General features: G+C 66.7%; 21 protein-coding genes. 18 read left to right on the forward strand and 3 right to left on the reverse strand.

Going from position 1 to position 23,984, the window contains the following annotated elements:
- Positions 1-2: 2 nt before the first annotated feature.
- Together zapE and DIR46_RS20870 are read left to right on the forward strand one after the other, a co-directional pair.
- On the forward strand, positions 3-1,100 hold the full coding sequence (gene zapE / locus DIR46_RS20865; protein WP_109346954.1) for a cell division protein ZapE: 1,098 nt from the start codon (positions 3-5) through the stop codon (positions 1,098-1,100).
- A 14-nt stretch (positions 1,101-1,114) separates the two neighbouring features.
- On the forward strand, positions 1,115-1,813 hold the full coding sequence (locus tag DIR46_RS20870; protein WP_109346955.1) for a hypothetical protein: 699 nt from the start codon (positions 1,115-1,117) through the stop codon (positions 1,811-1,813).
- A gap of 7 nt (positions 1,814-1,820) precedes the next feature.
- Here the strand turns inward: DIR46_RS20870 and DIR46_RS20875 are convergent, their stop codons facing one another.
- A complete protein-coding gene (locus DIR46_RS20875) occupies positions 1,821-2,606 on the reverse strand; it encodes a PP2C family protein-serine/threonine phosphatase (protein ID WP_109346956.1) in 786 nt (261 codons plus the stop codon).
- Between the two features lie 181 nt (positions 2,607-2,787).
- Here DIR46_RS20875 and DIR46_RS20880 point away from each other — a divergent pair, with 181 nt between their 5' ends.
- Both DIR46_RS20880 and yoaA read left to right on the forward strand, forming a co-directional pair.
- Positions 2,788-2,988: a YdcH family protein gene (locus tag DIR46_RS20880; RefSeq protein WP_005666222.1), complete on the forward strand. Its 201-nt coding sequence runs from the start codon at positions 2,788-2,790 to the stop codon at positions 2,986-2,988.
- Positions 2,989-3,019: 31 nt separating this feature from the next.
- Positions 3,020-5,068, forward strand: a complete 2,049-nt coding sequence (yoaA, locus tag DIR46_RS20885; protein ID WP_109346957.1) for a DNA repair helicase YoaA — start codon at positions 3,020-3,022, stop codon at positions 5,066-5,068.
- Here yoaA and DIR46_RS20890 read toward each other — a convergent pair whose 3' ends face one another.
- Positions 5,069-6,043: an NADPH:quinone oxidoreductase family protein gene (locus DIR46_RS20890; RefSeq protein ID WP_109346958.1), complete on the reverse strand. Its 975-nt coding sequence runs from the start codon at positions 6,041-6,043 to the stop codon at positions 5,069-5,071.
- Positions 6,044-6,220: 177 nt separating this feature from the next.
- Between DIR46_RS20890 and DIR46_RS20895 the strand changes: the two genes are divergently transcribed.
- The 8 genes from DIR46_RS20895 to DIR46_RS20930 all read left to right on the forward strand — a co-directional run bounded on the left by DIR46_RS20895 (position 6,221) and on the right by DIR46_RS20930 (position 16,556).
- Positions 6,221-6,829, forward strand: a complete 609-nt coding sequence (locus DIR46_RS20895) for a toll/interleukin-1 receptor domain-containing protein (protein ID WP_109346959.1) — start codon at positions 6,221-6,223, stop codon at positions 6,827-6,829.
- 8 nt (positions 6,830-6,837) lie between these two features.
- Complete coding sequence (locus tag DIR46_RS20900; RefSeq protein WP_109346960.1) at positions 6,838-9,366, forward strand: tetratricopeptide repeat protein; 2,529 nt, start codon at positions 6,838-6,840, stop codon at positions 9,364-9,366.
- A 481-nt stretch (positions 9,367-9,847) separates the two neighbouring features.
- Complete coding sequence (gene surE, locus DIR46_RS20905; protein WP_109346961.1) at positions 9,848-10,597, forward strand: 5'/3'-nucleotidase SurE; 750 nt, start codon at positions 9,848-9,850, stop codon at positions 10,595-10,597.
- Positions 10,594-11,448 (forward strand): protein-L-isoaspartate(D-aspartate) O-methyltransferase, encoded by an 855-nt coding sequence (locus DIR46_RS20910; RefSeq protein ID WP_109346962.1) that lies wholly within the window; start codon positions 10,594-10,596, stop codon positions 11,446-11,448. The genes surE and DIR46_RS20910 overlap by 4 nt, the downstream gene beginning before the upstream one ends.
- Before the next feature lie 55 nt (positions 11,449-11,503).
- A complete protein-coding gene (locus tag DIR46_RS20915) occupies positions 11,504-12,373 on the forward strand; it encodes a peptidoglycan DD-metalloendopeptidase family protein (RefSeq protein WP_109346963.1) in 870 nt (289 codons plus the stop codon).
- A 7-nt stretch (positions 12,374-12,380) separates the two neighbouring features.
- Positions 12,381-13,403 carry an RNA polymerase sigma factor RpoS gene (gene rpoS, locus DIR46_RS20920; protein WP_109346964.1) on the forward strand — a complete coding sequence of 341 codons (1,023 nt, stop codon included), beginning with the start codon at positions 12,381-12,383 and terminating at the stop codon, positions 13,401-13,403.
- Positions 13,404-13,550: 147 nt separating this feature from the next.
- Positions 13,551-14,963 (forward strand): 23S rRNA (uracil(1939)-C(5))-methyltransferase RlmD, encoded by a 1,413-nt coding sequence (gene rlmD, locus DIR46_RS20925; protein WP_109346965.1) that lies wholly within the window; start codon positions 13,551-13,553, stop codon positions 14,961-14,963.
- Positions 14,964-16,556 (forward strand): PQQ-dependent sugar dehydrogenase, encoded by a 1,593-nt coding sequence (locus DIR46_RS20930; RefSeq protein WP_229446342.1) that lies wholly within the window; start codon positions 14,964-14,966, stop codon positions 16,554-16,556.
- 46 nt (positions 16,557-16,602) lie between these two features.
- On the opposite strand, the gene DIR46_RS20935 is transcribed toward DIR46_RS20930, so the two are convergent.
- On the reverse strand, positions 16,603-17,289 hold the full coding sequence (locus DIR46_RS20935) for a Bax inhibitor-1/YccA family protein (RefSeq protein ID WP_109346966.1): 687 nt from the start codon (positions 17,287-17,289) through the stop codon (positions 16,603-16,605).
- Between the two features lie 255 nt (positions 17,290-17,544).
- Between DIR46_RS20935 and ndk the strand changes: the two genes are divergently transcribed.
- The 6 genes from ndk to hisS all read left to right on the forward strand — a co-directional run bounded on the left by ndk (position 17,545) and on the right by hisS (position 23,962).
- Positions 17,545-17,970 (forward strand): nucleoside-diphosphate kinase, encoded by a 426-nt coding sequence (ndk, locus tag DIR46_RS20940; protein WP_005666240.1) that lies wholly within the window; start codon positions 17,545-17,547, stop codon positions 17,968-17,970.
- Between the two features lie 124 nt (positions 17,971-18,094).
- Positions 18,095-19,264, forward strand: coding sequence for a dual-specificity RNA methyltransferase RlmN (gene rlmN, locus DIR46_RS20945; protein ID WP_109346967.1), 1,170 nt, complete (start codon positions 18,095-18,097; stop codon positions 19,262-19,264).
- Positions 19,264-20,085, forward strand: coding sequence for a type IV pilus biogenesis/stability protein PilW (gene pilW, locus DIR46_RS20950; RefSeq protein WP_109346968.1), 822 nt, complete (start codon positions 19,264-19,266; stop codon positions 20,083-20,085). Before rlmN ends, pilW begins: the two co-directional genes overlap by 1 nt.
- A 49-nt stretch (positions 20,086-20,134) precedes the next feature.
- Positions 20,135-21,187 carry a RodZ domain-containing protein gene (locus DIR46_RS20955; protein ID WP_109346969.1) on the forward strand — a complete coding sequence of 351 codons (1,053 nt, stop codon included), beginning with the start codon at positions 20,135-20,137 and terminating at the stop codon, positions 21,185-21,187.
- 21 nt (positions 21,188-21,208) lie between these two features.
- Positions 21,209-22,543 carry a flavodoxin-dependent (E)-4-hydroxy-3-methylbut-2-enyl-diphosphate synthase gene (gene ispG, locus DIR46_RS20960; RefSeq protein ID WP_109346970.1) on the forward strand — a complete coding sequence of 445 codons (1,335 nt, stop codon included), beginning with the start codon at positions 21,209-21,211 and terminating at the stop codon, positions 22,541-22,543.
- Positions 22,544-22,609: 66 nt separating this feature from the next.
- On the forward strand, positions 22,610-23,962 hold the full coding sequence (gene hisS / locus DIR46_RS20965; RefSeq protein WP_109346971.1) for a histidine--tRNA ligase: 1,353 nt from the start codon (positions 22,610-22,612) through the stop codon (positions 23,960-23,962).
- Positions 23,963-23,984 lie beyond the last annotated feature (22 nt).

A 23,984-nucleotide genomic window follows, 5' to 3' on the forward strand; every position in this document is an offset into this window, starting at 1 on the left:
ATATGAACGTCCAAGAGTATTACCAGCACGCGCTGAACGAGCGCGGCTTCAAGTCCGACCCGGCGCAACAGATGGCGGTCGACCGCCTGCAACAGGCGTACGACGACTGGGTCCACTACAAGGCCCAGCGGTCGTCCGCTTTCAAGCGCCTGATCAACCGGCCCGACGTGCCCAGGGGCGTGTACATGTGGGGCGGGGTGGGGCGCGGCAAATCCTTCCTGATGGATTCGTTCTACCTGGTGGTGCCGGTGGTGCGCAAGACGCGCCTGCACTTCCACGAGTTCATGCGCGCCGTCCATGGCCAGCTGGATGAACTGAAGGGCGTCGCCGATCCGCTCGACGAGGTGGCCAAGCGCATCGCCAAGAAGTATCGGCTGATCTGCTTCGACGAATTCCACGTCTCGGACATCGCCGATGCGATGATCCTGTACAACCTGCTCAAGGCCTTGTTCGACAATGGCGTCAGCTTCGTGATGACCTCGAACTACGAGCCGTCGACCCTGTATCCGGACGGCCTGCACCGCGACCGCATGCTGCCCACCATCGCGCTGTTGAAGGACAAGCTGGATGTGCTGAACGTCGACGCCGGCAACGATTACCGCAAGCGCGCGCTGGAGCAGGTCGAAGCTTATTACATGCCGCTCGACGCAGCCTCCGACAAGGCGCTGCGCGACGCCTATGCCAAGGTGGCCGATACCGCCGACGAAACGCCGGTGGTGACCATCGAAAAGCGCGAGATCCGCGCGTTGCGCCGCGCTGGCGGCGTGATCTGGTTCGATTTCGCCACCCTGTGCGGCGGCCCGCGCTCGCAGAACGATTACCTGGAACTGGCCAGCCAGTTCCACACCGTGATCCTGTCCGGCATCCCGGCGATGTCGGCCTCCCAGTCGTCGGAGGCGCGCCGCTTCACCTGGCTGATCGACGTGTTCTATGACCACAAGGTCAAGCTGATCATGTCGGCGGCGGTCGAGCCGGAAGAGCTGTACACCACGGGCCAGCTGGCGAACGAATTCCACCGGACCGTATCGCGTATCATCGAGATGCAGTCGCGCGAGTACCTGCTCGCCGAACGGCGCGGCGCGGCCGACGCCATTGCATGAGCGAAAGGAACACCATGACAAGACATCCGATGCTGCGCCTCACCGCAATCGCCGCCACCATCTCCCTGACGCTGCTGCTGGGCGCTTGCTCGAACACGGAGTTGGCGCAGGAAGAAGCGCCGCCAACGCCGAGCACGTCGCCCGAACAGGCCGAACAGCGCCTGGCGGCGGTCGCTCTTGAGCGAGCCGCGATCGAGGCGCGCTTCGCCGAGCGCGAAGTGGTTTGCTACGACAAATTCTTCGTCAACCGCTGCCTGGACGAAGCCCGCGAAGTGCGGCGCGCGGCCCTGGTGACGCAGCGCGCGATCGAGATCGAAGCCTCGCGCTACCTGCGCCGCCTGAAGGTCGAGGAGCGCGACAAGGCGATCGCCGAGGCCGACGCAGCCTATGCGCAAGAAGAAGCCAAGCTGGCGGCCGAGCCGCCGCCGGTGAAGGAGCCGGCCAGCACCGCGCTGCCGCCGCCGCGCACCAAGGCAGGCGAACCGCGCGTGGTGCGCAGCCAGCAGCGCGCCCAGGAAAGGGCGGCGGACGCCGAGAAGGAAGCCGCCGAACGCGCGGCCAATGTCGCAGCCTATGAAGAGCGCCGCCGCAAGTCGGAAGAGCGCCAGAAGGAAGTGGCGCGCCGCGTGGCCGAACGCGAAGCCAAGGCGGCCCAGCGCGCGGCCGACGAGGCCAGGCGCGCGAACGGCAACGGGCCGGCGCCGACCAACTAGGGCGCGTTCACCCCGGGCCGGCGGAGGACCCGTCCTGCGCCGGCTTGACCAGCTTGACGATGGCCATGGTGCAATTGCCGCCTTTGCCTTGCGAGCGTTCGGTGGCCTTGTTGATGAGCATTTCGGACGCCTGGCGCGGCGTCGTCCTGGCGGTCACGGCCGCCAATTCGGCGTCGGTGAAGAAATGCCAGAGGCCGTCCGAGCACAGCAAGAAGCTGTCGCCGGCCGCCAGCCCGGTGTGGCTGCCGGTCGTGACGAAGGGTTCCTTGCGACTGTTTCCCAATACATTGAGCAAGAGCTTGGAACGGCGGTGGTTGCGCGCCGCCTCCGGCGGCAGGCGGTCGCTGGCGACCAGGTGCTCGACGTAGGCGGCATCGCTGGTGCGGACCGCGCACTTGCCGTGCTCGAAGCGGTAGAGACGCGAGTCGCCCACGTGGGCCCAGACCGCTTCGCCGTGCGGGCTGATCAAGAGGCCGACGAAGCTGGCGTGGATCTCGGCCTGCGTGGCCACGGCGTTCATCTTGATCACCGTGTGGGTCTCGCTGATCATCTCGTGCAGCAGCTGGGCCAGGCGTTCGATGCCGGGGCGGTCGCCGGGCTTGAATTGGTCGAAGACCTGGCGCGCCGTATGCAGCACCTGGTCGGCCCCGGCCGGGCTGGCGACCCCGTCCGACAGCACCGCCAGCACGTAGCCGGGGGCGCGGGCGCCGGTGAACAGGGCTGCGCGGTCGTTCTGCTGGGGGCGGTTCCCGATGTGTTGCGCAGTGCCCGCTTCGATCTTGTAAGAAGTCATAAATCCGTGTTTTCCAGGACGCTAACGCCAATCTTTGTTGGCGGCAACCTCCGCCTCGATTAAACTATGCACTGAGAAGCCATCAGCTTGCAAGTTAATCTTGTAGCAACAATAGTGCAAAATCCCGAGCGCCCGTCCTAGCCGGCGCTTTTCGCCATTCTTTCCCGTAACTGCATCCACCATGACCGACGTCCAGGACATCCAGCGCCGTATTATCGAACTCGATGTGGAACACCGCGACCTCGACGCGGTCATCTCCCTGTTGACGGCGGACGGACATGCCGACCAGTTACAACTGCGCCGCCTCAAGAAGCGTAAACTGCAGCTCAAAGATCATATTACGCTGCTGAAGATGCAGCTGGTACCCGATATCCCCGCCTGATGCATTCACAGGCCCAACGAAACCACGTATTTTGACCGACCAACCTTCTGCTTCTCCGGATGCGGTGGAGACCATTGCTCCCGCAGACCCGGCAATCCAGGCTCCCGCCGGCAAATACGACGCCGACGTCGACCGCCTGTTCGGTGCGGGCGGCCCGCTCGCGCCGGCCGTCGGCACCTTCAAACCGCGCCAGTCGCAGACCGAGATGGCCAAGGCCGTCGCCCAGGCCATCGCCGACCAGCAAGTGCTGATGGCCGAGGCCGGCACCGGCACGGGCAAGACCTTCGCCTACCTGGTGCCCGCGCTGCTGTGGGGCGGCAAGACCATCGTCTCGACCGGCACCAAGAACTTGCAAGACCAATTGTTCCTGCGCGATATCCCGACCGTGCGCGCGGCCCTGCGCGCGCCGGTCTCGGTCGCCCTGCTCAAGGGCCGCTCGAACTATGTCTGCCATTTCCATCTCGAGCGCACCCTGCAGAACGGGCGCCTGACCTCGCGCGACGACGTCGGCCACCTGCGCGAGATCTCGCGCTTCATCAAGATGACGAATTCGGGCGACAAGGCCGAGCTGGCCAAGGTGCCGGAGACCGCCACCGTGTGGAACCTGGTCACGTCGACCCGCGACACCTGCATGGGCGCCGAGTGCCAGTATTACCAGGACTGCTTCGTCATGAAGGCGCGCAGGGAAGCACAGCAGGCGGATGTGGTGGTGGTCAACCACCACCTGTTCTTCGCCGACGTGGCGCTGAAGGATACCGGCGTGGCCGAGCTGCTGCCGTCGGCCAATACCATCATCTTCGACGAGGCGCACCAGTTGCCCGACGTCGCGACCCTGTTCTTCGGCCAGTCGGTGTCGACCTCGCAAGTACTGGAACTGTGCCGTGACGTGCTGGCCGAGGGCCTGGCCCATGTGCGCGGCGGCCCGGACTGGGCCAAGGTCGTGACCGTGGTCGAAAAGGCCGCGCGCGACCTGCGCCTGTCCTTCGGCGACGGCAACCTGCGCCTGTCGCTGCCGCAGATCATGCCGACCTCGCAGTTCTTCCCGGCACTTGAAAATCTGAAAGAACAGATCGCCGGCATGATCACGGTGCTGGAAGAACATTCTGCGCGCGCGGAGACGATCGAAGCCTGCCGCGTGCGTGCGCACGAACTGGCTGCTTCCTTCGACGCCTGGAAGCCCGACCACAAGGCGCCGGCCAACGAGCAGGCGGTGCTGTGGGCCGAGGCCTTCTCGTCGTCGCTGCAGTTGCACAAGACGCCGTTGTCGATCGCGCCGATCTTCGCCAGCCAGAGAGAAGGTACGCCGCGCAGCTGGATTTTCACTTCTGCCACGCTGGCGGTCAAAAACGATTTCAAACACTTTTCCGACCAGCTGGGACTGACGGGCGAGCCGGCCAAGACCTGGCCCAGCCCGTTCGACTACCAGAACCAGGGCATCCTGTACGTGCCGACCGGCCTGCCCGAGCCGCAAGCCGCCGTGTACACCGACGCCGTGGTCGATGCCGCCCTGCCGGTGATCGAGGCGGCCGGTGGCCGCACCTTCTTCCTGTGCACGACGATCCGCGCGGTCAATAAAGTGGCCGAACGCCTGCGTACGGAGTTCGCCGAACGCGGCTGGGATTTCCCGCTGTTCGTGCAGGGCGAGCGCGGCCGTACCGAATTGCTCGATTCGTTCCGCAATGCCGGCAATGCGGTGCTGGTCGGCAGCCAGAGCTTCTGGGAAGGCGTCGACGTGCGCGGCGAGGCGCTGTCGCTGGTCATCATCGACAAGCTGCCGTTCGCGCCGCCCGACGATCCGGTGCTGGCCGCGCGCATCGAGGTGATGGAAAAGCAGGGCATGAACGGCTTCATGCACCACCAGCTGCCCGAGGCGATCATCACCCTGAAGCAGGGCGCCGGACGCCTGATCCGCGACGTCGACGACCGCGGGGTGCTGATGATCTGCGATCCGCGCATCATCACCAAGCCCTACGGCCGCCGCATCTGGCAGAGCCTGCCGTCGTTCAAGCGCACCCGGGTGCAGGAAGAAGTGATCCAGTTCTTCCGGCCGGTCGAAGAGGCGGGCGAGAACGTCGGCTGATCAGGGTGCGATGATGACCTTGCCGATGACCTTGCGCGCCGCCATGTCCTGCAGCGCCTGCGCGGTCTCGGCCAGCCGATAGCGCCGCGACACCAGCGGTTTCAGTGTTCCTTCCGCGATCCAGCCGGTGATGCGCGCCATCGCCGCCAGGTGCGCATCCCTTTCCTTGCGCGTGAAGTCGCCCCAGAACACGCCCACCACCGACGCCCCCTTCAGCAGCATCAGGTTCCACGGCAGGCGCGGGATCTCCCCTGCCGCGAAGCCCACCACCAGGTGGCGCCCGCGCCAGGCGATCGAACGCAGGGCCGGCTCGCTGTACTTGCCGCCGACCGGATCGTAGATGACCTCCGGGCCGTTGCCGTCGGTGGCGGCGCGGATCGCTTCGCGCAGGTCCTCGGTTTCATAATTGATCAGCGCGTCGGCGCCGTGCGCCTTGCACGCCGCCAGTTTTTCGTCGCTGGAAGCGGCCGCGATCACGCGCGCGCCGAGGGCCTTGCCGATCTCGATCGCCGCCAGTCCGACGCCGCCGGCCGCACCCAGCACCAGCATCGTTTCGCCCGGCTGCAAGGCGCCGCGGTCGACGACCGCGTGGTACGAGGTGCCGTAGGTGAGCGTGATGGCGGCGGCGACGTCGAAGTCCATGTCGTCGGGCATGGGGAGGAAGGCGCTGGCGGGCGCCACGGCCTGCTCGGCGAAGGCGCCGGTGCGGGTGAAGCCGATCACGCGCTGGCCGGGAACGAAGCCGTCCACGCCCGCGCCGACCGCGCGCACCACGCCCGCGAACTCGTTGCCCGGCGTGAAGGGAAGGGGAGGGCGCACCTGGTACTTGCCCTGGACCGTCAGCACGTCGGGGAAGTTGACGCCGGCCGCCTTCACGTCCACCACGACGTCGCCGGGGCCGGCGACCGGTTCCGGCAAGTTGTCGAGCACCAGGCTGTCTGGCGGTCCCCAAGCGGTGCAGCGTACGGCTTTCATTGCTTCCTCACAGATTATTGGCGGAGTTATTGGCGGGGCGAATTATGCCCTAAGAAAGAGAGCGGCTCTTCGCCCGCCAGGCCCGTGTCCGCTTGTCCGTCCGCAAAGCCGGCAGGGGGCTGCGCGCTAGAGTCTTGGGATGTGGACGCCGCGCGCGCCCAGCACAAGAGGACAAGCATGGCAATCCGTTACGGTTGTTTCTTCAGTTATGCCCACGGCCGGCACGCGCTGATGCAGCGCTTCAAGTCGGCCCTGGCCGACGCCCTGCGCTGCTATCTCGAACCCTACTTCGACAACGAAGACGAACTGTTTATCGATACCGAGCAGCTGGGCGGCGGCGACGATCTCGACCGCAAGATCGCACGCGCGATGTGCGAGAGCGTCTGCATGATCCTCATCTACACGCCCAAGTACGAGGCCCACGCCTACACGCGGCGCGAGTACGAGGCCATGCGCCTGATCGAAGCCGAGCGCGGCAAGTGGTACACGCTGCCGAGCCGCCTGATCATCCCGGTCGTCATGACGCGCCACCCCGAGTCGCTGCCGCCCCAGATCAGCGATGCGCGCTTCTACGTCGACTTCTCGCACTACACGATGGCCACGCCCGATCTCATGTCGAATCCAGACTTCTTGCCGGACATTGACAAGATGGTCAAGCGGATCGCGGCCAATTATGCATGTCAAAAAAAGCATACCCCGCTCGACCACGACTGCAACCAATTCGTGCTTCCCGCTGTCCCACCAGAATGGCGCGATGTTCCAGAACCGATGTTTCCAAAAGAATGAGGAGCCATATGGACCAACAAGGTATCTCGCTCCAGCCGCTGGCCATGCCCGGCGCGGTGACGAGCTTCTATGCCTACGAGGGCGGCGCGGCGCGCAATGCCGTGCTGGCGGCGCTGGCGCTGCAGCTGGCGGGTGGGGACGCCGAGGCGCCGGTGCTGGTGATCGACTGGGATCTCGAGGCGCCGGCGCTGCACCGTCATTTCGCCGTGCCGGCCCATGAACCGCTTGCCGTCATGCCGGTCGCCGGGCCGGCGTCCGCACCCGTAGCGTCGCTTCCGGGCGCGCATGCATTCGACGACGAAGCGGGCGACGCGGTCCGGCCAGGGCTGCTCGAATTCCTCGAGGCCTGCCGCGCCCGCCTGCGCAATACCTCCGGCCGCGGCGAGGAGCTGGCCGACCGCGTGATCGACGGCGTCGGCTGGCAGGCCTATCTCGAACGCGCCGACGGCCGCCGCCCGCTCTACCTGCTGCGCGCCGGCCGCTTCGACGGCAGCTATGCCGAACGCGCCGGCCGGCTTGACTACCCGGCCCTGTTCGACGCCTGCCCGGCGCTGTTCCGCCGCTTCGCGGCGCGCCTGGCGCAGCATTTCAGCCATGTGCTGGTCGCCACCGCCGGCGGCCGCTCGGCCGCCGTCAGCGTGTGCTCGACCCTCGTGCCCGACCGCCTGGTGGGCCTGTTCACGCCCGCGCCGGGCAGCATCGAAGGCATCGAGGGCGTGTTGCGGCGTGCGATCGATTACCGCTGCACCCATGAAGACGAACAGCGTCCGCTGCTGTTCTACCCGCTGGCCTGCAGCGCCGACGGCGCGCGCAGCGATCCGCATGCGCGCTGGCGGCGCGGCGATGCTCGCCATGGCTTGCCTGGCTACCAGCCGCGCTTCGAGGCGCTGCTGCGCACCAGCTATGGCTGGTCGCGCGTCAACCTCGACAGCTGGTTCGACGAGACCCAGCTGGCGCTGGCCGACGCCTTGTCCACCGCCGGCCCGGCCGGCGACCGCCGTGCGCTGGCGCGCCAGGCGGCGCTGATGGCCGAATGGCTGGCGCCGGGCCGCTTCCCCTGGCAATCGCTGGCCGAAGTGCGCCTGCGCGCTGCAGTCGCGCAGGCGCGCCGGCTGGGCGCCGACGACGAGCTCGGTTCGCCGCAGCTGGCCGAAGGCCTCGTCCGCCTGGGCGAGCTGTGCCGCCGCGAGCGGCGCCGCGACGAAGCCCGCGCCTGTTTCGAAGAAAGCCTGGTCCTGCGCGAGCGCCTGCTCGGCGACGACCACACGGCCACGCGCCTGGGCCGCGCCGCGCTGGCCGCGCTCCTGCTCGACAGCGGCGCCGTGCAAGAGGCGCGCCGCCACTACGAGCTGCTGGTCCAGGCCTGCGCGCGCAAGGCCGGCGCGGAAGCTGCCGAGACGCTGGCGGCGCGCTCGCAGCTGGCGCGGGTGCTGGCCGCGCTGGGAGAGGGCGAGCGGGCGCTGGCGCTGCACGAGCAGGTGGTGTCCACCTGCGAACGCGCGCTCGGCGCCGAGCACCTGGCCACGCTCGACTGCCTCGAAGACCTCGCGCACAGCCTGGTGCGGCAGCGCGAACTCGAACGCGCCCGCATCGTGGTCGAGCGGGTGCTCGACGCCCGTCGCCGGCGCCAGGGCAGCGAGCATGCCGACACCCTGCGCTGCGGCCAGCGACTGGCGCTGCTGCTGGGCGAGACGGGCGAACTGGGCAATGCGCGGCGCATCCTCGAGTCGGTGTTGCGGGCCCACGAACGGCATGACGGCCTGGACGCCGCCGGCACGCTGTCGGCGCGCGAGGCGCTGGCCGAGATCCTGGCCGCCCAGGGCGACCTGGCGGCGGTGCGCAGCATCCAGGAATCGCTGGCGCGCACGCGCGAGCGGCACCTTGGGGCCGGCCATCCCGACACGCTCAATATGCAGTTGCGGCTGGCCTCGACCCTGGGCCAGCAGGGTGAGGCCGAGGCCGCGCGCCGCCTGCGCGAACAGGTGGCCGAGCTGCGCCAGCACTTGCGCGAAGTCGAAGGCGCGCCGGCGCCCGGCGGCGCTCTTGACGATGCCGTGCAGGCGCAGAGGATGGAAGAGATGGGGGGGCAGATGCGGGCGCAGGCCGGGGCAGGCTTTGCCAGCCCGTCGCCGGGCGGCCTGGCGCCCGGCCTGCCATCGTCGGCGCCGTCGCGCGCCGGCCTGCCTGCGGCGGACGGCATGGCGGCGCACGGCCAGCACGAACTTGCGGCGTCGCGCGAGCACGTCGAAGCCAGTCATGCGGCCGACAACCTGGGCCACAAGCTCACCCAGTTGCAGAACCTGATCGACAGCCGCAGTCCCGAGGAGGCAAGGGCGCTGGCCGACAGCCTGCGCACCTCGGTGCTGGGGCCCAGCGCCGCCCATCCGCTGCGCCGGCGCGGCGCCGCCATGATCAAGCAGGTATATCTGCAAGAGGGTGACAAGGATGCGTTGCTGTCCTTCACCCAGGACGAAGTATCGCTGCTCGAAGGCGCCTTGATCGAAGCGGCGCGTGACAACCCGATGGCGATGCGCTGAATCCATGGCGCCGGCGCCGCGCCAGCCTTGATGCGCGGCGGCCCTTGGGGCAGGTGCCTGCGCCGGCGCCCATATTCTCGCACCCGTACGCCTGCGCCCGTATGCCTGCGTCCGTATGCCGGCGTCCATATGCCTGCGCTCGTACGCCGGCGCTCGTACGCCGGCGCCCGTATGCCGGCGCCCGTATGCCGGCGCCCGTATGCTCACGCCGGATCGCTGGCCTCCAATCCGCCAGCCTGCCAACCTGGCGGCAGTGGACCGCCACCAACCGTGCGGCGCCGCGACTTGATCTCGTGACAATCAACTTGCCAGGACGGCATTGGCCGATTGCGGTCGCGCTTGTCAGCCTGTCCAGTAAACTGTCGCATGGTCGCCGCACTGTTATCAGACGTTCCATCGAGCGTCCCGGATTATGAAATCCGGGCGTGAATTTCTGCTGCCGGGCGTCGATACGGGCGTTGCTTCAGGTAAAATCTCCGCCATGCGAATCTTGATCAGTAACGATGACGGTTATCTGGCGCCTGGACTGCAGGCGCTGGCGGACGCGCTCGCGCCGATCGCCGACATCGTCGTCGTCGCACCCGACAGCAATCGCTCGGGCGCCTCGAATTCGCTGACCCTGGACCGGCCGCTGTCGGTCTTCAAATCGTCCAACGGCTTCTATTTCACCAATGGCACGCCGACCGATTGCGTGCACATCGCACTGACCGGCATGTCCGATGCGCCGCCCGATCTGGTGGTTTCCGGCATCAATAACGGCCAGAATATGGGCGACGACACCCTGTATTCGGGCACCGTCGCCGCCGCCACCGAAGCTTTCCTGTTCGGCCTGCCGGCAATCGCCTTCTCGCAGGTGCATGGCGGCTGGGCCCATGTCGATTCGGCCGCCCGCGTGGCGCGCGACATCGTCGAGCGTTTCGCCGCCGGCGGCTTCGACATGCTGCCCAAGCCTTTCCTGCTGAACGTGAACATCCCGAACCTGCCGTACGAGGACATCGGCCCGCTGACGCCGACCCGCCTCGGACGCCGGCACCAGGCCGAGCCGGTGATCCGCGCGCAGGATCCGCGCGGCCGCGAGATCTTCTGGATCGGCGCCCCCGGCGCCTGCCGCGATGCGGGCGAGGGCACCGACTTCCACGCGACCGCGCAAGGCCGCGTGTCGATCACGCCGCTGCAGATCGACCTGACCCACAAGACCCAGCTGGCGCTGCTGGCGGGAGGCCTGGCATGAAGGATGCGCGCCCGAATTTCCCCCTGCCGCTGTCGTCGGTGACGAGCGGCGTGCGCAAGCCCGGCACCCCGGCGCCGGTGCAGACGCCGCAGACCGCCACCCGCAACGCCACCACCTATACCGGCGCCAGGACGCCGCCGTCCCCGAGCCCGGCGCCACGCACGCCCAGCTATGTGCAGGTGGCCGGCAGCGCCCCGGCAGCCCAGCGTTCCGACCTGGCGGCGACCGAGGCGGTGCGCCGCGCAATGGTGGGCCGCGTGGCGCGCCAGGGCGTGAGCGACCCGCAGGTATTGATGGCGATGGAAATCGTGCCGCGCCACCTGTTCATCGAACCGGCCATGTCGGGCCAGGCGTATGTCGACGCCTCGCTGCCGATCGGCCATAACCAGACGATTTCGCAGCCCTATATCGTCGCCCGCATGATCGAAGCCATGCGTGCCGGCGGCGCGCTGGGCAAAGTGCTCGAGATCGGCACCGGCTGCGGCTACCAGGCCGCGGTGCTGTCCTTCGTCGCCAAGGACGTGTATTCGATCGAGCGCATCAAGCCTTTGCACGAGCTCGCCAAGACCAATCTGCGACCGCTGCGGATATCGAACCTGCGTTTGCAGTATGGGGATGGTATGCTAGGCTTGCCGCAGGTCGCGCCTTTCGATGGCATCATCCTCGCCGCTGCCGGACTCGAGGTGCCCCGGGCCCTGCTCGAGCAGCTGGCCATCGGCGCGCATCTCGTGGCGCCGGTCGGCGCCCAGGTGCAGCACCTGCACCGTATTACCCGCACCGGCAAATCCGAGTGGACCAGCGAAACGCTGGAAGCGTGCCACTTCGTGCCGCTGCGCCCGGGCACCATCTAGAAACCCAAGAGGGGCCGCCAGGCCCGCCGTACGCCGATAAGACAATAGAATGCCAATGACACAAGCACCGCGTTTAGCCCTCCTGACGATCCTCATCGGCCTCGTGGCCGGTTGTTCCACCACTACCCGCCAGGCGCCGGTCGTCGAGCGCCCCGTTACCGCTGCCCCGGTCCGTCCAGCCCCGACCAAGGTCGAAGAAACGCCGAAACAGGACGAGCGCGGCATGTACACCGTGCGCAAGGGCGACACCCTGCTGCGCATCGCGCTCGATTTCGGTGAAAACTACCGCGACCTGGTGGCCTGGAACAACCTGGCCAATCCGGACGACATCAAGGTCGGCCAAGTGCTGCGCGTGAGCCAGCCGGGTGGCGAACGGACCGCCAATGTCCAGACCCAGCCGGTGCCGATGCCGCCGTCGGCCAGCGTGCCGCGCAAGACCGAGCCGCGCGCCGACAAGACCCCTTACAACGAAGGCAAGGTGGCCACCACCACGCCGCCGGCCACCACGCAGCCTGCCACGCCCGCGGCACCCGCCGTCCCGGCTGCCGGCGACGAAGCACGCCTGAGCTGGATGTGGCCGTCGGAAGGGCGCGTCATCGCCACCTTCGACGATGGCCGCAACAAGGGCATCGACATCGCCGGCAAGATGGGCCAGCCAGTCGTCGCCGCCGGTTCGGGCAAGGTAATGTATGCTGGCAGCGGCATCCGCGGTTATGGTAATCTCGTCATCGTCAAGCACAGCAACAGCCTGTTGTCCGCCTATGCCCACAACCGCAAGATCGTGGTCAAGGAGGGCGACAACGTCAGCCGTGGCCAGGTGATCGCCGAGATGGGCGACTCCGATGCCGATGCGGTCAAGTTGCACTTCGAGATTCGTCAGCAGGGCAAGCCGGTCGACCCGACGAGGTTCTTGCCCGTTCGTTAGGAACGGTATGACGCAGCCGCCGCACTCGCTGGACCAGGACGATAGGGACGAGTTTCCGGATGAGCCGGAAAGCGAGCGCGTGCATGCTGATGACGATATCGACCGTGCAGACGGCGCGGCGGCCGAGGAAGGCATCGCGCGCCACGCCAGCGCCGACACGGTCGACGAGCTGCGCAAGGTCTTGCAGGCCGAGCTCGCAACCGATACCACCCAGCACTACCTGAACCAGATCGGCGCCAGGCCGCTCCTCACGGCCGGCGAGGAAGTCCACTACGCCACCCAGGCCAAGGCCGGCGACTTCGGCGCGCGCCAGAAGATGATCGAGCATAACCTGCGCCTGGTCGTCTCGATCGCCAAGCACTACATCAACCGCGGGGTGGTCCTGCTCGACCTGATCGAAGAGGGCAATATCGGCCTGATGCGCGCCATCGACAAGTTCGAGCCCGAGCGCGGCTTTCGCTTCTCGACCTATGCCACCTGGTGGATCCGCCAGAGCATCGAGCGCGCCATCATGAACCAGGCCCGCACCGTACGCCTGCCGGTGCACATGGTGCGCGAGCTCAACGGCGTGCTACGCGCCAAATACCACCTCGAGGCCCAGAAGCACGACGGCAAGGAAGCCTCGAGCGAGGACATCGCCAGCCTGGTCGGCCGTCCGGTGGAGGAAGTGCAGGACATACTGACCTTGTCCGAGCACGCGACCTCGCTCGATGCGCCGCTCGACAATGATCCGCAATCGAGCCTGATGGACATGCTGCCCGACGACGGCGACGGCAGCCCCGACGCTCACGCCGAGCAGCAGGAGGTAGCGCTGCTGGTGCGCGACTGGCTGACCCGGCTGCCCGACAAGCAGCGCCTGGTCGTCACCCGCCGTTTCGGCCTCGACAACGACGATCCGGCCACCCTGGAAACCCTGGCCGAAGAGATGGGCGTGACGCGCGAGCGGGTACGCCAGATCCAGCAGGAAGCGCTGGTCAAGCTCAAGCGCGCGATGGCGGCGCGCGGCGTGGTGCGCGACTCCTTGTTGTAACGACAATCCCGCCGGTAGCGTCCACTTCGATTCCTTGCTATCATGCCCGCCGGGCCGTTTCGGCCATTTTTTCTTTTTGCGCGGCCGTTGAAGCATGCGCCGCCGGCCAGGGCCAGCTCCCTGCCTTCACCCCACTTTCTCATCACCATGCAAGAAATCTTCATCGACATCAAATCCCTCGACATGGACGGCCGCGGCGTGGGCCACCTCGAGAACGAGGACGGCTCGCCAGGCAAGGTGATCTTCGTCGAAGGCGCGCTGCCGGGCGAACGCGTCAGCTTCGAGACGACGCGCAAGAAAAAGAATTGGGAAGCGGGCCGCATGTTCACCCTGCAGCGCGCCTCGTCGATGCGGGTCGAGCCGAAGTGCCAGCATTTCGGCTACTGCGGCGGCTGCTCGATGCAGCACCTGGAGCCGGGCGCGCAGGTGGCCATGAAGGGCCGCGTGCTGGAAGATAACCTGTGGCACCTCGGCAAAGTGAAGGCCGAGATGATCATGCGCCCGATGTATGGCCCGACCTGGGACTATCGCTACCGCGCGCGCCTGTCGGTGCGCCACGTGGCGAAGAAAGGTGGCGTCCTGGTGGGCTTCCACGAGCGCGCCTCGTCCTACGTGGCCGACATCACCACCTGCGAGATCCTGCCGGACCACGTCGCGCGCTTGCTGGTGCCGCTGCGCGAGCTGGTCGGCGGCCTGTCGATCTACAACCAGATGCCGCAGATCGAGGTGGCGATCGGCGAAGAGACGACGGTACTGGTGCTGCGCATCATGGCGCCGCTCTCCGCTGCCGACGAGACCCTGGTGAAAGCCTTCGCCGACCAGTGGGGCATCCAGTGGTGGCTGCAGCCGAAGGGTCCGGACACCGCCTATCCGTTCTACCCCTTGGGCAAGGAGCTGTACTACACGCTGCCCGAGTTCGGCATCCGCATGCCGTTCAAGCCGACCGACTTCACCCAGGTGAACCACCACATCAACCGCGTGCTGGTGTCGAAGGCCCTGCGCCTGCTGGAAGTGCAGAAAGACGACCGCGTGGCGGACCTGTTCTGCGGCCTGGGCAATTTCACCCTGCCGCTGGCAACCCAGGCGCGCGAGGTGGTCGGCATCGAGGGCAGCACGGCGCTTACCACGCGCGCGCTGGACAATGCGAAGGCGAACGGACTGGCCGGGAAGACTTCGTTCTCGACCCGCAACCTGTTCGAAGTCACCAGGGACGACCTGGTGGCGCTGGGCAAGTTCGATCGCATGCTGATCGACCCGCCGCGCGACGGCGCCATGGTGCTGGCGCTGGCGCTGGCCGAACTGCGCCAGACCCACGAAGACCTGATGCCACAGCGCATCGTCTACGTCTCCTGCAGCCCGTCGACGCTGGCGCGCGATGCCGGCATCCTGGTGCACAAGGCGGGCTATGTGATGAAGAAGGCAGGCGTGGTGAACATGTTCCCGCACACCTCCCACGTCGAGTCGATCGGCGTGTTCGAGCTGGGCGCCAAGCCCGTGCCGGCATCCGATGGCGCCGCCTATGTGCCAGCCGACGTGCCGGCCTCGGACGCGGCGGCCTGAGTGAAGAAGCCCGGTCGCCACGCGGCAGCCCTGCTGGCTGCCGCCGTCGCGACCGGGATGGTCGCCAGCCTGGTGCAAACCCAGGTCAATCTCGGCGAACTCACCGCGCTCGGCGCGTCGATTCCGCCGTCGCTGCGGGCCTGGACCACGCTGCAAGACCTGGCGGGCTTCGGCCCGGTGATGATCGGGATCTCCTTCGCGGCGCTGCTGCCCGCCATGCTGGCCGCGCACGCGATCGGACGCGCGGCCGGGCCGGCGCGCCGCGCGCCGCTGTTCGCCGCGGCCGCCGTCGCCGGCCTGTGGGCGGCATTCTGGCTGATGCTCAACGTCATTCCCATGCCGGCGATCGCCGCGACCCGCGGTGGGATCGAGCACGCGCTGATGGCCATGAGCGGGATTGCCGGCGGCCTGGTCTATGCCCGCATGACCTCGCCGTCGCGACAAGCTGAACAGTCACGGCGCCAGGTGCTGGCGGCGGCGCTGATGGTCCTGGCTCCGGCGGCGCTTTTCCTCATCACCTCTCCCGGCGCGGCCGACAAGCTCGATGCGGTCGATCCCGCCACGTACCGGATCGAGACCGTGGCGAAGGGACTCGATCGGCCATGGGCGCTGGCCTTCCTGCCGGATGGTCGCCTGCTCGTCACCGAGATGGCAGGGCGCCTGCTGGTCATCGGCACGGATGGCGCGAAGACGCCGATCGCCAGCGGCGGCCTGCCGCCCGTGTTCCAGCGCGGCGGCACCATCGGCCTGATGGACGTCGCGATCGACCCCGCATTCGCGCGCAATGGCTTGCTGTACCTGACGATGGGCCATGGCGAGGAGGGCGCCAATGGCACGCGCCTGGTGCGCGCCAGGCTGGAGAATGACCGGCTGGAGGACGTCCGCGTGCTGTTCAGCTCCACGCCGAAGCCGCGCGCCGGCAATAACGGCGGCCGCATCGCTTTCCTGCTAGACGAGACGCTGGTGCTGACGGTCGGCGACGGCAACTGGCGCCGCGAAGAGGCGCAGAACGTCGCCAACCACCTCGGCACCGTCGTCCGGCTCGACCGCGACGGCAAGGCGCCGCCCGACAATCCCTTCGTCAAGCGTCCCGGCGCCGCGCCCGAGGTCTACAGCCTCGGCCACCGCAACCCGCAGGGCATCGCCGTCGATCCGGTCACGGGCGAGCTGCTGCTTACCGAGCACGGCGCGCGCGGCGGCGACGAGATCAACCGCATCGTGGCAGGCAAGAACTTTGGCTGGCCGCTCGTCACGGCCGGCATCGATTATCCGTTCGGCCGCGTGACGCCATTCAGCCGCCTGGCCGGCTTCGAAGCGCCGCTGCTGGAATGGACGCCGTCGATCGCACCGGCCGGACTGGCGGTCTACCGCGGCGACGGGTTCCCCGATTGGCGTGGCGACCTGCTGGTGCCGGCACTGCGCGGCCGCGCCCTGCACCGCGTCGTACGCGATGGCGGCAGGATCGTCGGCCAGCAGACGCTGCTGGCAGAACTGAATCAGCGCATGCGCGACGTCAAGTCCGGCCCGGACGGCGCGATCTATGTCCTTACGGATGGTGTCGACGCCAGCCTGCTGCGTTTGACGCGCCCATGAAAAAACCGGCCCGCAGGCCGGTTTCTTGTCGAGAAGCAGCGATCGATCAGTCGTCGCCGCCCACGATGCCCAGCAGGCGCAGCAGGCTGCTGAAGATGTTGAACACGTTCAGGTAGATCGACAGGGTGGCGGTGACGTAGTTGGTCTCGCCGCCGTTGACGATGCGGTGCACGTCATACAGGATGAAGGCCGAGAAGATACCGATCGCCAGGACCGAGATCACGATCGACAGCACCGACATCTGCAGGAAGATGTTGGCGACGACCGCCAGCAGCAGGACGACGACGCCGGCCATCAGCCAGCTGCCCATGCCCGAGAAGTCGCGCTTGGTGGTGGTGGCGATGCTGGCCATCACGGCGAACACGACGGCGGTGCCGCCGAAGGCGGTCATGATCAGGCTGGCGCCGTTCGAGTAATTGAGCGTGTGGGTCAGCAGCGGGGCCAGCATCATGCCCATGAAGAAGGTGAAACCGAGCAGCAGGGCGACGCCCAGGCCGGAATCCTTGTTCTTCTCGATGGCCCACATGAAGCCGAAGGCGACCGCGAGGAAGATCACGAAACCCATGATGCCGGTGAAGGCGATGCCCAGGGACATGCCGGCGACCGCGCCAAGCACGGTCGGGATCATCGACAGCGCCAGCAGCCAATACGTGTTGCGTAACACTTTGTTACGCGTGGCCTGACCACCTTTGCTCAGGTCGATGGTACTTTGCTGTTGGGTACTAGGGTACATATAGTGCCTCCGGTTAAATAAATGGTACGTGCGCGTGTTACGCAAGGTCCGTCATCTTGATCATATCGCATCATTCTTAACGGAAGATGAAGAAAGGATCATTGGACGGACTTTTGCCGCCACTGTAACACCATGCTTGCCGCTACCGCAATATCGGATATCTGGGGCAGGTATGGTAAAATTAAAGGTTGATTGAGTCCTAAAGTTCAAACGAATTTCTCAGTTCAAAACCTTACTTTTATTGGAGTTTTTCTCATGGCAATCGAACGCACCCTGTCCATCATCAAGCCTGACGCAGTTGCAAAAAACGTGATCGGCAAAATCTACAGCCGTTTCGAAGAAGCCGGCCTGAAGATCGTGGCTGCCCGCATGGTGCAACTGTCGCGCGCTGAAGCCGAAGGCTTCTACGCAGTGCACGCTGCGCGTCCGTTCTTCAAGGACCTGGTCGACTTCATGATCTCGGGTCCGGTGATGATCCAGGTGCTGGAAGGCGAAGGCGCGATCCTGAAAAACCGCGACCTGATGGGCGCTACCGATCCGAAGAAAGCCGACGCCGGCACCATCCGCGCCGACTTCGCCGACTCGATCGACGCCAACGCCGTTCACGGTTCGGACGCTGCCGAAACCGCCGCTGTGGAAATCGCTTACTACTTCCCGGCGCTGAACGTCTACTCGCGTTAATTAGTAAGGGGGAGCGCAGTCCGGGCGTTCCCCGGATCGATTCCCCCGGACTAATTTAAATGAGTAACCTGCTCGCCTGCGCCCGCGGGGCGATGCGAGCAGGTTCGGAATATAGGAATACACCATGACAACTCTCACCAATCTGCTGGACTTTGATCCCGCGCAACTCGTCGCCTACTGCGCCGACTTGGGTGAGAAACCGTTCCGCGCCAAGCAATTGCAACGCTGGATACACCAGTTCGGAGCAAGCGACTTTGACAGCATGACCGACCTGGCCAAGTCGCTGCGCGAAAAGCTCAAGACGCGCGCCGAAGTGCGTGCGCCGGCCATCGTGAGCGACAAGACGGCCAGCGACGGCACCCGCAAGTGGCTGGTCGACGTCGGTAACGGCAACGCGGTCGAGACCGTGTTCATCCCGGAAGAAAACCGCGGCACGCTGTGCATCTCCACGCAAGCGGGCTGTGCCGTCAACTGCCGTTTCTGCTCGACCGGCAAGCAGGGCTTCAACCGCAACCTGACGGTCGCCGAGATCATCGGCCAGCTGTGGATGGCCGAGTTCGAGCTGCGCCGTACCAAGGGCATCGAGCCCGGCCCGAAAGGCGAGCGCCAGATCACCAACGTGGTGATGATGGGCATGGGCGAGCCGCTGCTGAACTACGAGCCGACCGTCACCGCGCTCAAGATGATGCTCGACGATAACGCCTATGGCCTGTCGCGCCGCCGCGTGACCCTGTCGACCTCGGGCGTGGTGCCGAATATCGACAAGCTGTCGCAAGACGTGCCGGTAGCCATGGCCGTGTCGCTGCACGCCTCGAACGATGCGCTGCGCGACATCCTGGTGCCGCTGAATAAAAAATATCCGCTGCGCGAGCTGATGGCCGCCTGCAAGCGCTATCTCGAATTCGCGCCGCGCGACTTCATCACCTTCGAGTACTGCATGCTCGACGGTTTCAACGACAGCGACGAGCACGCGCGCGAACTGATCGCGCTGGTGAACGATCCGGTGGTCGGCGTGAACTGCAAGTTCAACCTGATCCCGTTCAATCCGTTCCCCGAGTCGGGCCTGTTCCGCTCCAAGAATCCGCGCATCAAGGCCTTCGCCGAAGTGCTGATGAACGCCGGCATCGTGACCACCGTGCGCAAGACGCGCGGCGACGACATCGACGCCGCCTGCGGCCAGCTGGCGGGCGAGGTCAAGGACCGCACCCGGGTGGCCGAGCGCATGGAAAAGATGGCCGAATACCAGAAGAAGTTCGGCGCCGATTTCGGCCGTATCGTGGAGATCCCGACCTGATGAAATTCGCCGCCGGCTGGCTCGCATTCGCATCGACCCTGTCCCTCGCTGTGCTGGCCGGTTGCGCCGGCACGGGGTCGGGCGGCGCGGCGACCGCGCGCGACGGCGAACTCAGGACCGCCTCGGACCAGACCGCGCTGGAAAAGCGCGCCTCGATCCGGGTGCAGCTGGCGGTCGGCTACTACCAGGAGGGCAAGCACGAGATCGCCCTCGACGAAGTCAAGCAGGCGCTGGCGGCCGATCCGAACTACGCCGACGCCTACGGCCTGCGGGCCCTGATCTATACCTCGATGGGGCAGTTCCCGCTGGCCGACGAGAACCATCGCCACGCGTTGCAACTCGAACCGGGTAATCCCGAATTCGCGAACAACTACGGCACCTTCCTGTGCCAGTCGGTGAACAAGCCAGTCGAGGCCTTGCGTTATTTCGATGCCGCGCTCAAGAATCCCGCCTATCAGACGCCGCTTTCCGCGCTGATCAATGCGGGTGCGTGCAGCATCAAGAACGGGAATATCGACGGGGCCGAGCGCTACCTGCTCGAGGCCCTGCGCTTGAACCCGTCGCTGCCGGCCGTGAATGCCGGCCTGGCGCGGGTGTACTACGAGCGGCGCGACATGCAGCGCGCCGGTTTTTTCGTGAATCGCCTGATCGAGACGGCAAGCATCGAGACTCTGCCGGCCGATGCGCTCTGGCTCGCGCTGCGCGTACAGCGCAAGCTGGGCGACCGGACCCACGAGGCGACGCTTGCGGCCCAGCTGCGGCGGCGTTTCCCCGGTTCGCCCGAATACGCGGCGTTCGAGCGCGGCGCTTTCGACGAGTAAGCCCAAAAACAAGCTCAACTAGAAGCTCACACGGACAAGGACGAGGACAATGAACGAGCAAGCAGATCAGCCGGCTACGCCGGGCAACCAGCCCGGCATCCCTGGCAAGACCCTGCAATCCCAGCGCGAAGCGATGGGCTGGAGTGTGGAACAGGTGGCGGACCAGCTCAAGCTGGCCCCGCGCCAGGTGGTGGCGCTGGAAGCGGGCGATTACGCCGCGCTGCCTAGCCCGGCCGTGACTCGCGGCTTCGTGCGCGCCTATGCCAAGCTGCTCAAGATCGACGCCGCGCCGCTGGTGTCGATGATCGAACTGAACATGCCGCCGGAAGCCCAGGCCGGCGCTCCCATCAATGCCGGCGCCGTACGCCGCGAACAGCGTCCGGCCACGTTCTCCGAGACCCGCTTTCCCATGGGCGGCAAACGCAACCGCCTGCCGCTGGGCTGGATCGCCGCCGCCGTGGTGGTGGCCGGCGCCGCCCTCGCGGCCTGGCAGTTCGACCTGATTCCGAACCTGCAGCGCGATGACCAGGCGGGCGACGCCACGGTGCTCGAGAATCCTGCCGCCGGCGTCGTTGCGCCGGGCACGGCGCCTGCGACTGGCGCCTCCCCAGGCCTGATCAATCCGTCGGTGCCGCTGATCTCGGTGCCGGCGCCGGCCGGAGAAAGTGCAGCGCCGGCTGCAGCGCCGGGATCGGCGCCGGGCGCCGCACCGGCGACGCCGACCGCACCGGTGCCGGCCGTGCCGCCGCCGGCCACCGCACCCGCAGCGGGAACGCCGACCGCCGCCGCGCCTGGCGCAAACCTGGCTCCTACTGTCTCGACCGCCGCCGCGCCGGTCACCGCCGTGGCGCCGGTCGCCGGCGCCAATACCCTGGTGCTGAACGTGCGCGAGGATTCCTGGATCGAAGTGCGCCCGAGCGCCGGCGGCCGTCCGCTGATCTCGCGCCTGGTCAAGGGCGGCAGCACCGAGTCGATCGAGCTGGCCGGCCCCGCGACCCTGGTGGTCGGCGCGCCGGGCGGCGTGACCGCGACCCTGCGCGGCGCCGAAGTCGCGCTGCCGCAGCAGCCGGGCCGCACCATCGCGCGCGTGGCGCTGAAATAAGCTGAAGCTGGAATAGACCAAATGAATTCGTTGAACGAAACCCGCACCCCAGAGCCTACGCCGGCCGCAGCCATTCCCTCGGGCCCGCTGGCGCGCCGCGCCAGCCGCAAGGTGGCCGTCTCGCATGGCGCCCGCACCGTGTGGGTGGGCGGCGACGCCCCGGTGGTGGTGCAGTCGATGACCAATACCGATACCGCCGACGCGATCGGCACCGCGATCCAGATCAAGGACCTGGCGCGCGCCGGTTCCGAGATCGTGCGCATCACGGTCGATACCCCGGCCGCGGCTGCGGCCGTGCCGGCGATCCGCGAACAGCTCGACCGCATGGAAGTCGACGTGCCGCTGGTCGGCGACTTCCACTACAACGGCCACCTGCTGCTGCGCGACTATCCCGAATGCGCGCAGGCGCTGTCGAAATACCGCATCAATCCGGGCAATGTGGGGCAGGGCGCCAAGCGCGACACCCAGTTCGCCCAGATGATCGAGATCGCCGCCAAATACGACAAGCCGGTCCGCATCGGCGTCAACTGGGGCAGTCTGGACCAGTCGCTGCTGGCCCGCATCATGGACGAGAACGCCGCGCGCGCCAATCCATGGAGCGCCCAGGCGGTGATGTACGAAGCCCTGATCACGTCGGCGATCGAGAACGCCGTGCGCGCCGAAGAAGTCGGCCTGGCGCGCGACAAGATCATCCTGTCGTGCAAGGTGTCGGGCGTGCAGGACCTGATCGCGGTCTACCGCGAACTGGCGCGCCGCTGCGACTATCCGCTGCACCTGGGTCTGACCGAGGCCGGCATGGGCAGCAAGGGCATCGTCGCCTCGACCGCGGCGCTGTCGGTGCTGCTGCAAGAGGGCATCGGCGACACCATCCGCATCTCGCTCACGCCGGAACCGGGCGGCGACCGCACCCGCGAGGTGGTGGTCGGCCAGGAAATCCTGCAGACGATGGGCCTGCGCAAGTTCACCCCGATGGTGATCGCCTGCCCGGGCTGCGGCCGTACGACCTCGACCGTGTTCCAGGAACTCGCCGACAACATCCAGAGTTTCCTGCGCGAGCAGATGCCGGAATGGAAGAAAACGTATCCGGGCGTGGAGGCGATGAACGTGGCCGTGATGGGCTGCATCGTCAACGGTCCGGGCGAATCGAAGCACGCGAACATCGGCATCAGCCTGCCCGGCACCGGCGAATCGCCGGCCGCGCCGGTGTTCGTCGACGGCCAGAAATTCGCGACGCTGCGCGGTGAGCGCATCGTCGATGAATTCAAGACCATCGTGCTCGATTATGTGAAGAAGAATTACGGGCGAGCCGGGGTTGCGAGCGACATGCCGCTCGCCGGCGCAGCGACCCGGGCGTAAGCCTGGGGCTGGGAGAGCTGGCTGACCCGCGCCAACGAGCAGCGCCAAGAATTGAGAAAGAAAACCATGTCCAAACCAGAAAAAATCGTCGCCATCAAAGGCATGAACGACATCCTGCCGCAAGATGCGCCGCTGTGGGAGCTGTTCGAGAACACCACCGAGACGATCCTCAAAAGCTACGGCTACCAGAAGATCGTGACGCCGATCGTCGAGCAGACCGGCCTGTTCTCGCGCGCCATCGGCGCCGTCACCGACATCGTCGAGAAGGAAATGTATTCCTTCGAAGACGCGATGAACGGCGACCAGCTGACCCTGCGTCCGGAAGGCACGGCCAGCGTCGTGCGCGCCGTGCTCGAGCACAACCTGGTCTACGACGGCCCGCGCCGCCTGTGGTACAAGGGTCCGATGTTCCGCCACGAGCGTCCGCAGCGCGGCCGCTACCGCCAGTTCTTCCAGTTCGGCGCCGAAGCGATCGGCTTCTCGGGCCCGGACATCGACGCCGAGATGATCATGATGTCGCGCCGCCTGTGGGATGACCTGGGCCTGCAGAACGTGCGTCTGGAACTGAACTCGATCGGCAATGCCGAGGAGCGCAACCGCCACCGCGCCGACCTGATCGCCTACCTGGAAAAACACGAAGACATCCTCGACGCCGAAGCCAAGCGCCGCCTGCACAGCAATCCGCTGCGCATCCTGGACACCAAGAACCCGGCGATGCAGGAGATGGTCAACGCCGCCCCGCGCCTGCTGGACTACCTGGGCGAGGAATCGCTGGCCCACTTTAACGGCGTCAAGGCGCTGCTGGACAAGAACGCGGTGCAGTACACCGTCAACCCGCGCCTGGTGCGCGGCCTGGATTACTATAACCGCACGGTGTTCGAGTGGGTCACCGACGAGCTGGGCGCCCAGGGCACGATCTGCGCCGGCGGCCGCTACGATCCGCTGATCGAGACCTTCGGCGGCAAGCCGACCCCGGCGGTCGGTTTCGCGATGGGCATGGAACGCATCATCGAGCTCATGAAAGGACTGGGCGAACCGGCCGAGCCGAACGTGTGCGACGTCTACATGGTCCACCAGGGTGAAGAGGCGCAGCTGCAGTCCTTCATCCTGGCCGAGCGGATTCGGGATGCCGGCCTGGATGTTGTGTTACATTGCGCAACGCCAACGGGTGCGGGCAGCTTCAAGAGCCAGATGAAGAAGGCCGATGGCAGCGGCGCCGCCTTTGCCGTCATCATCGGCCAGGACGAGATCGCGAACAATGCCGCGCAAGTGAAAACGATGCGCGGCGAGATTGGCGAACAGCAGCAGGCCAGCGTGCCGTTCGAGGAAGTGGTCGACTATCTGGTCGACCAGATCGTCGGTGGACATGTACACGGCCCCGACTGCGACCACGACCACGACCACGTGCACCGGCATTGATCCCGGCACTGGCCACATTTTC

The sequence above is a fragment of the Massilia oculi genome, assembly GCF_003143515.1.
GTDB lineage: Bacteria > Pseudomonadota > Gammaproteobacteria > Burkholderiales > Burkholderiaceae_D > Telluria > Telluria oculi.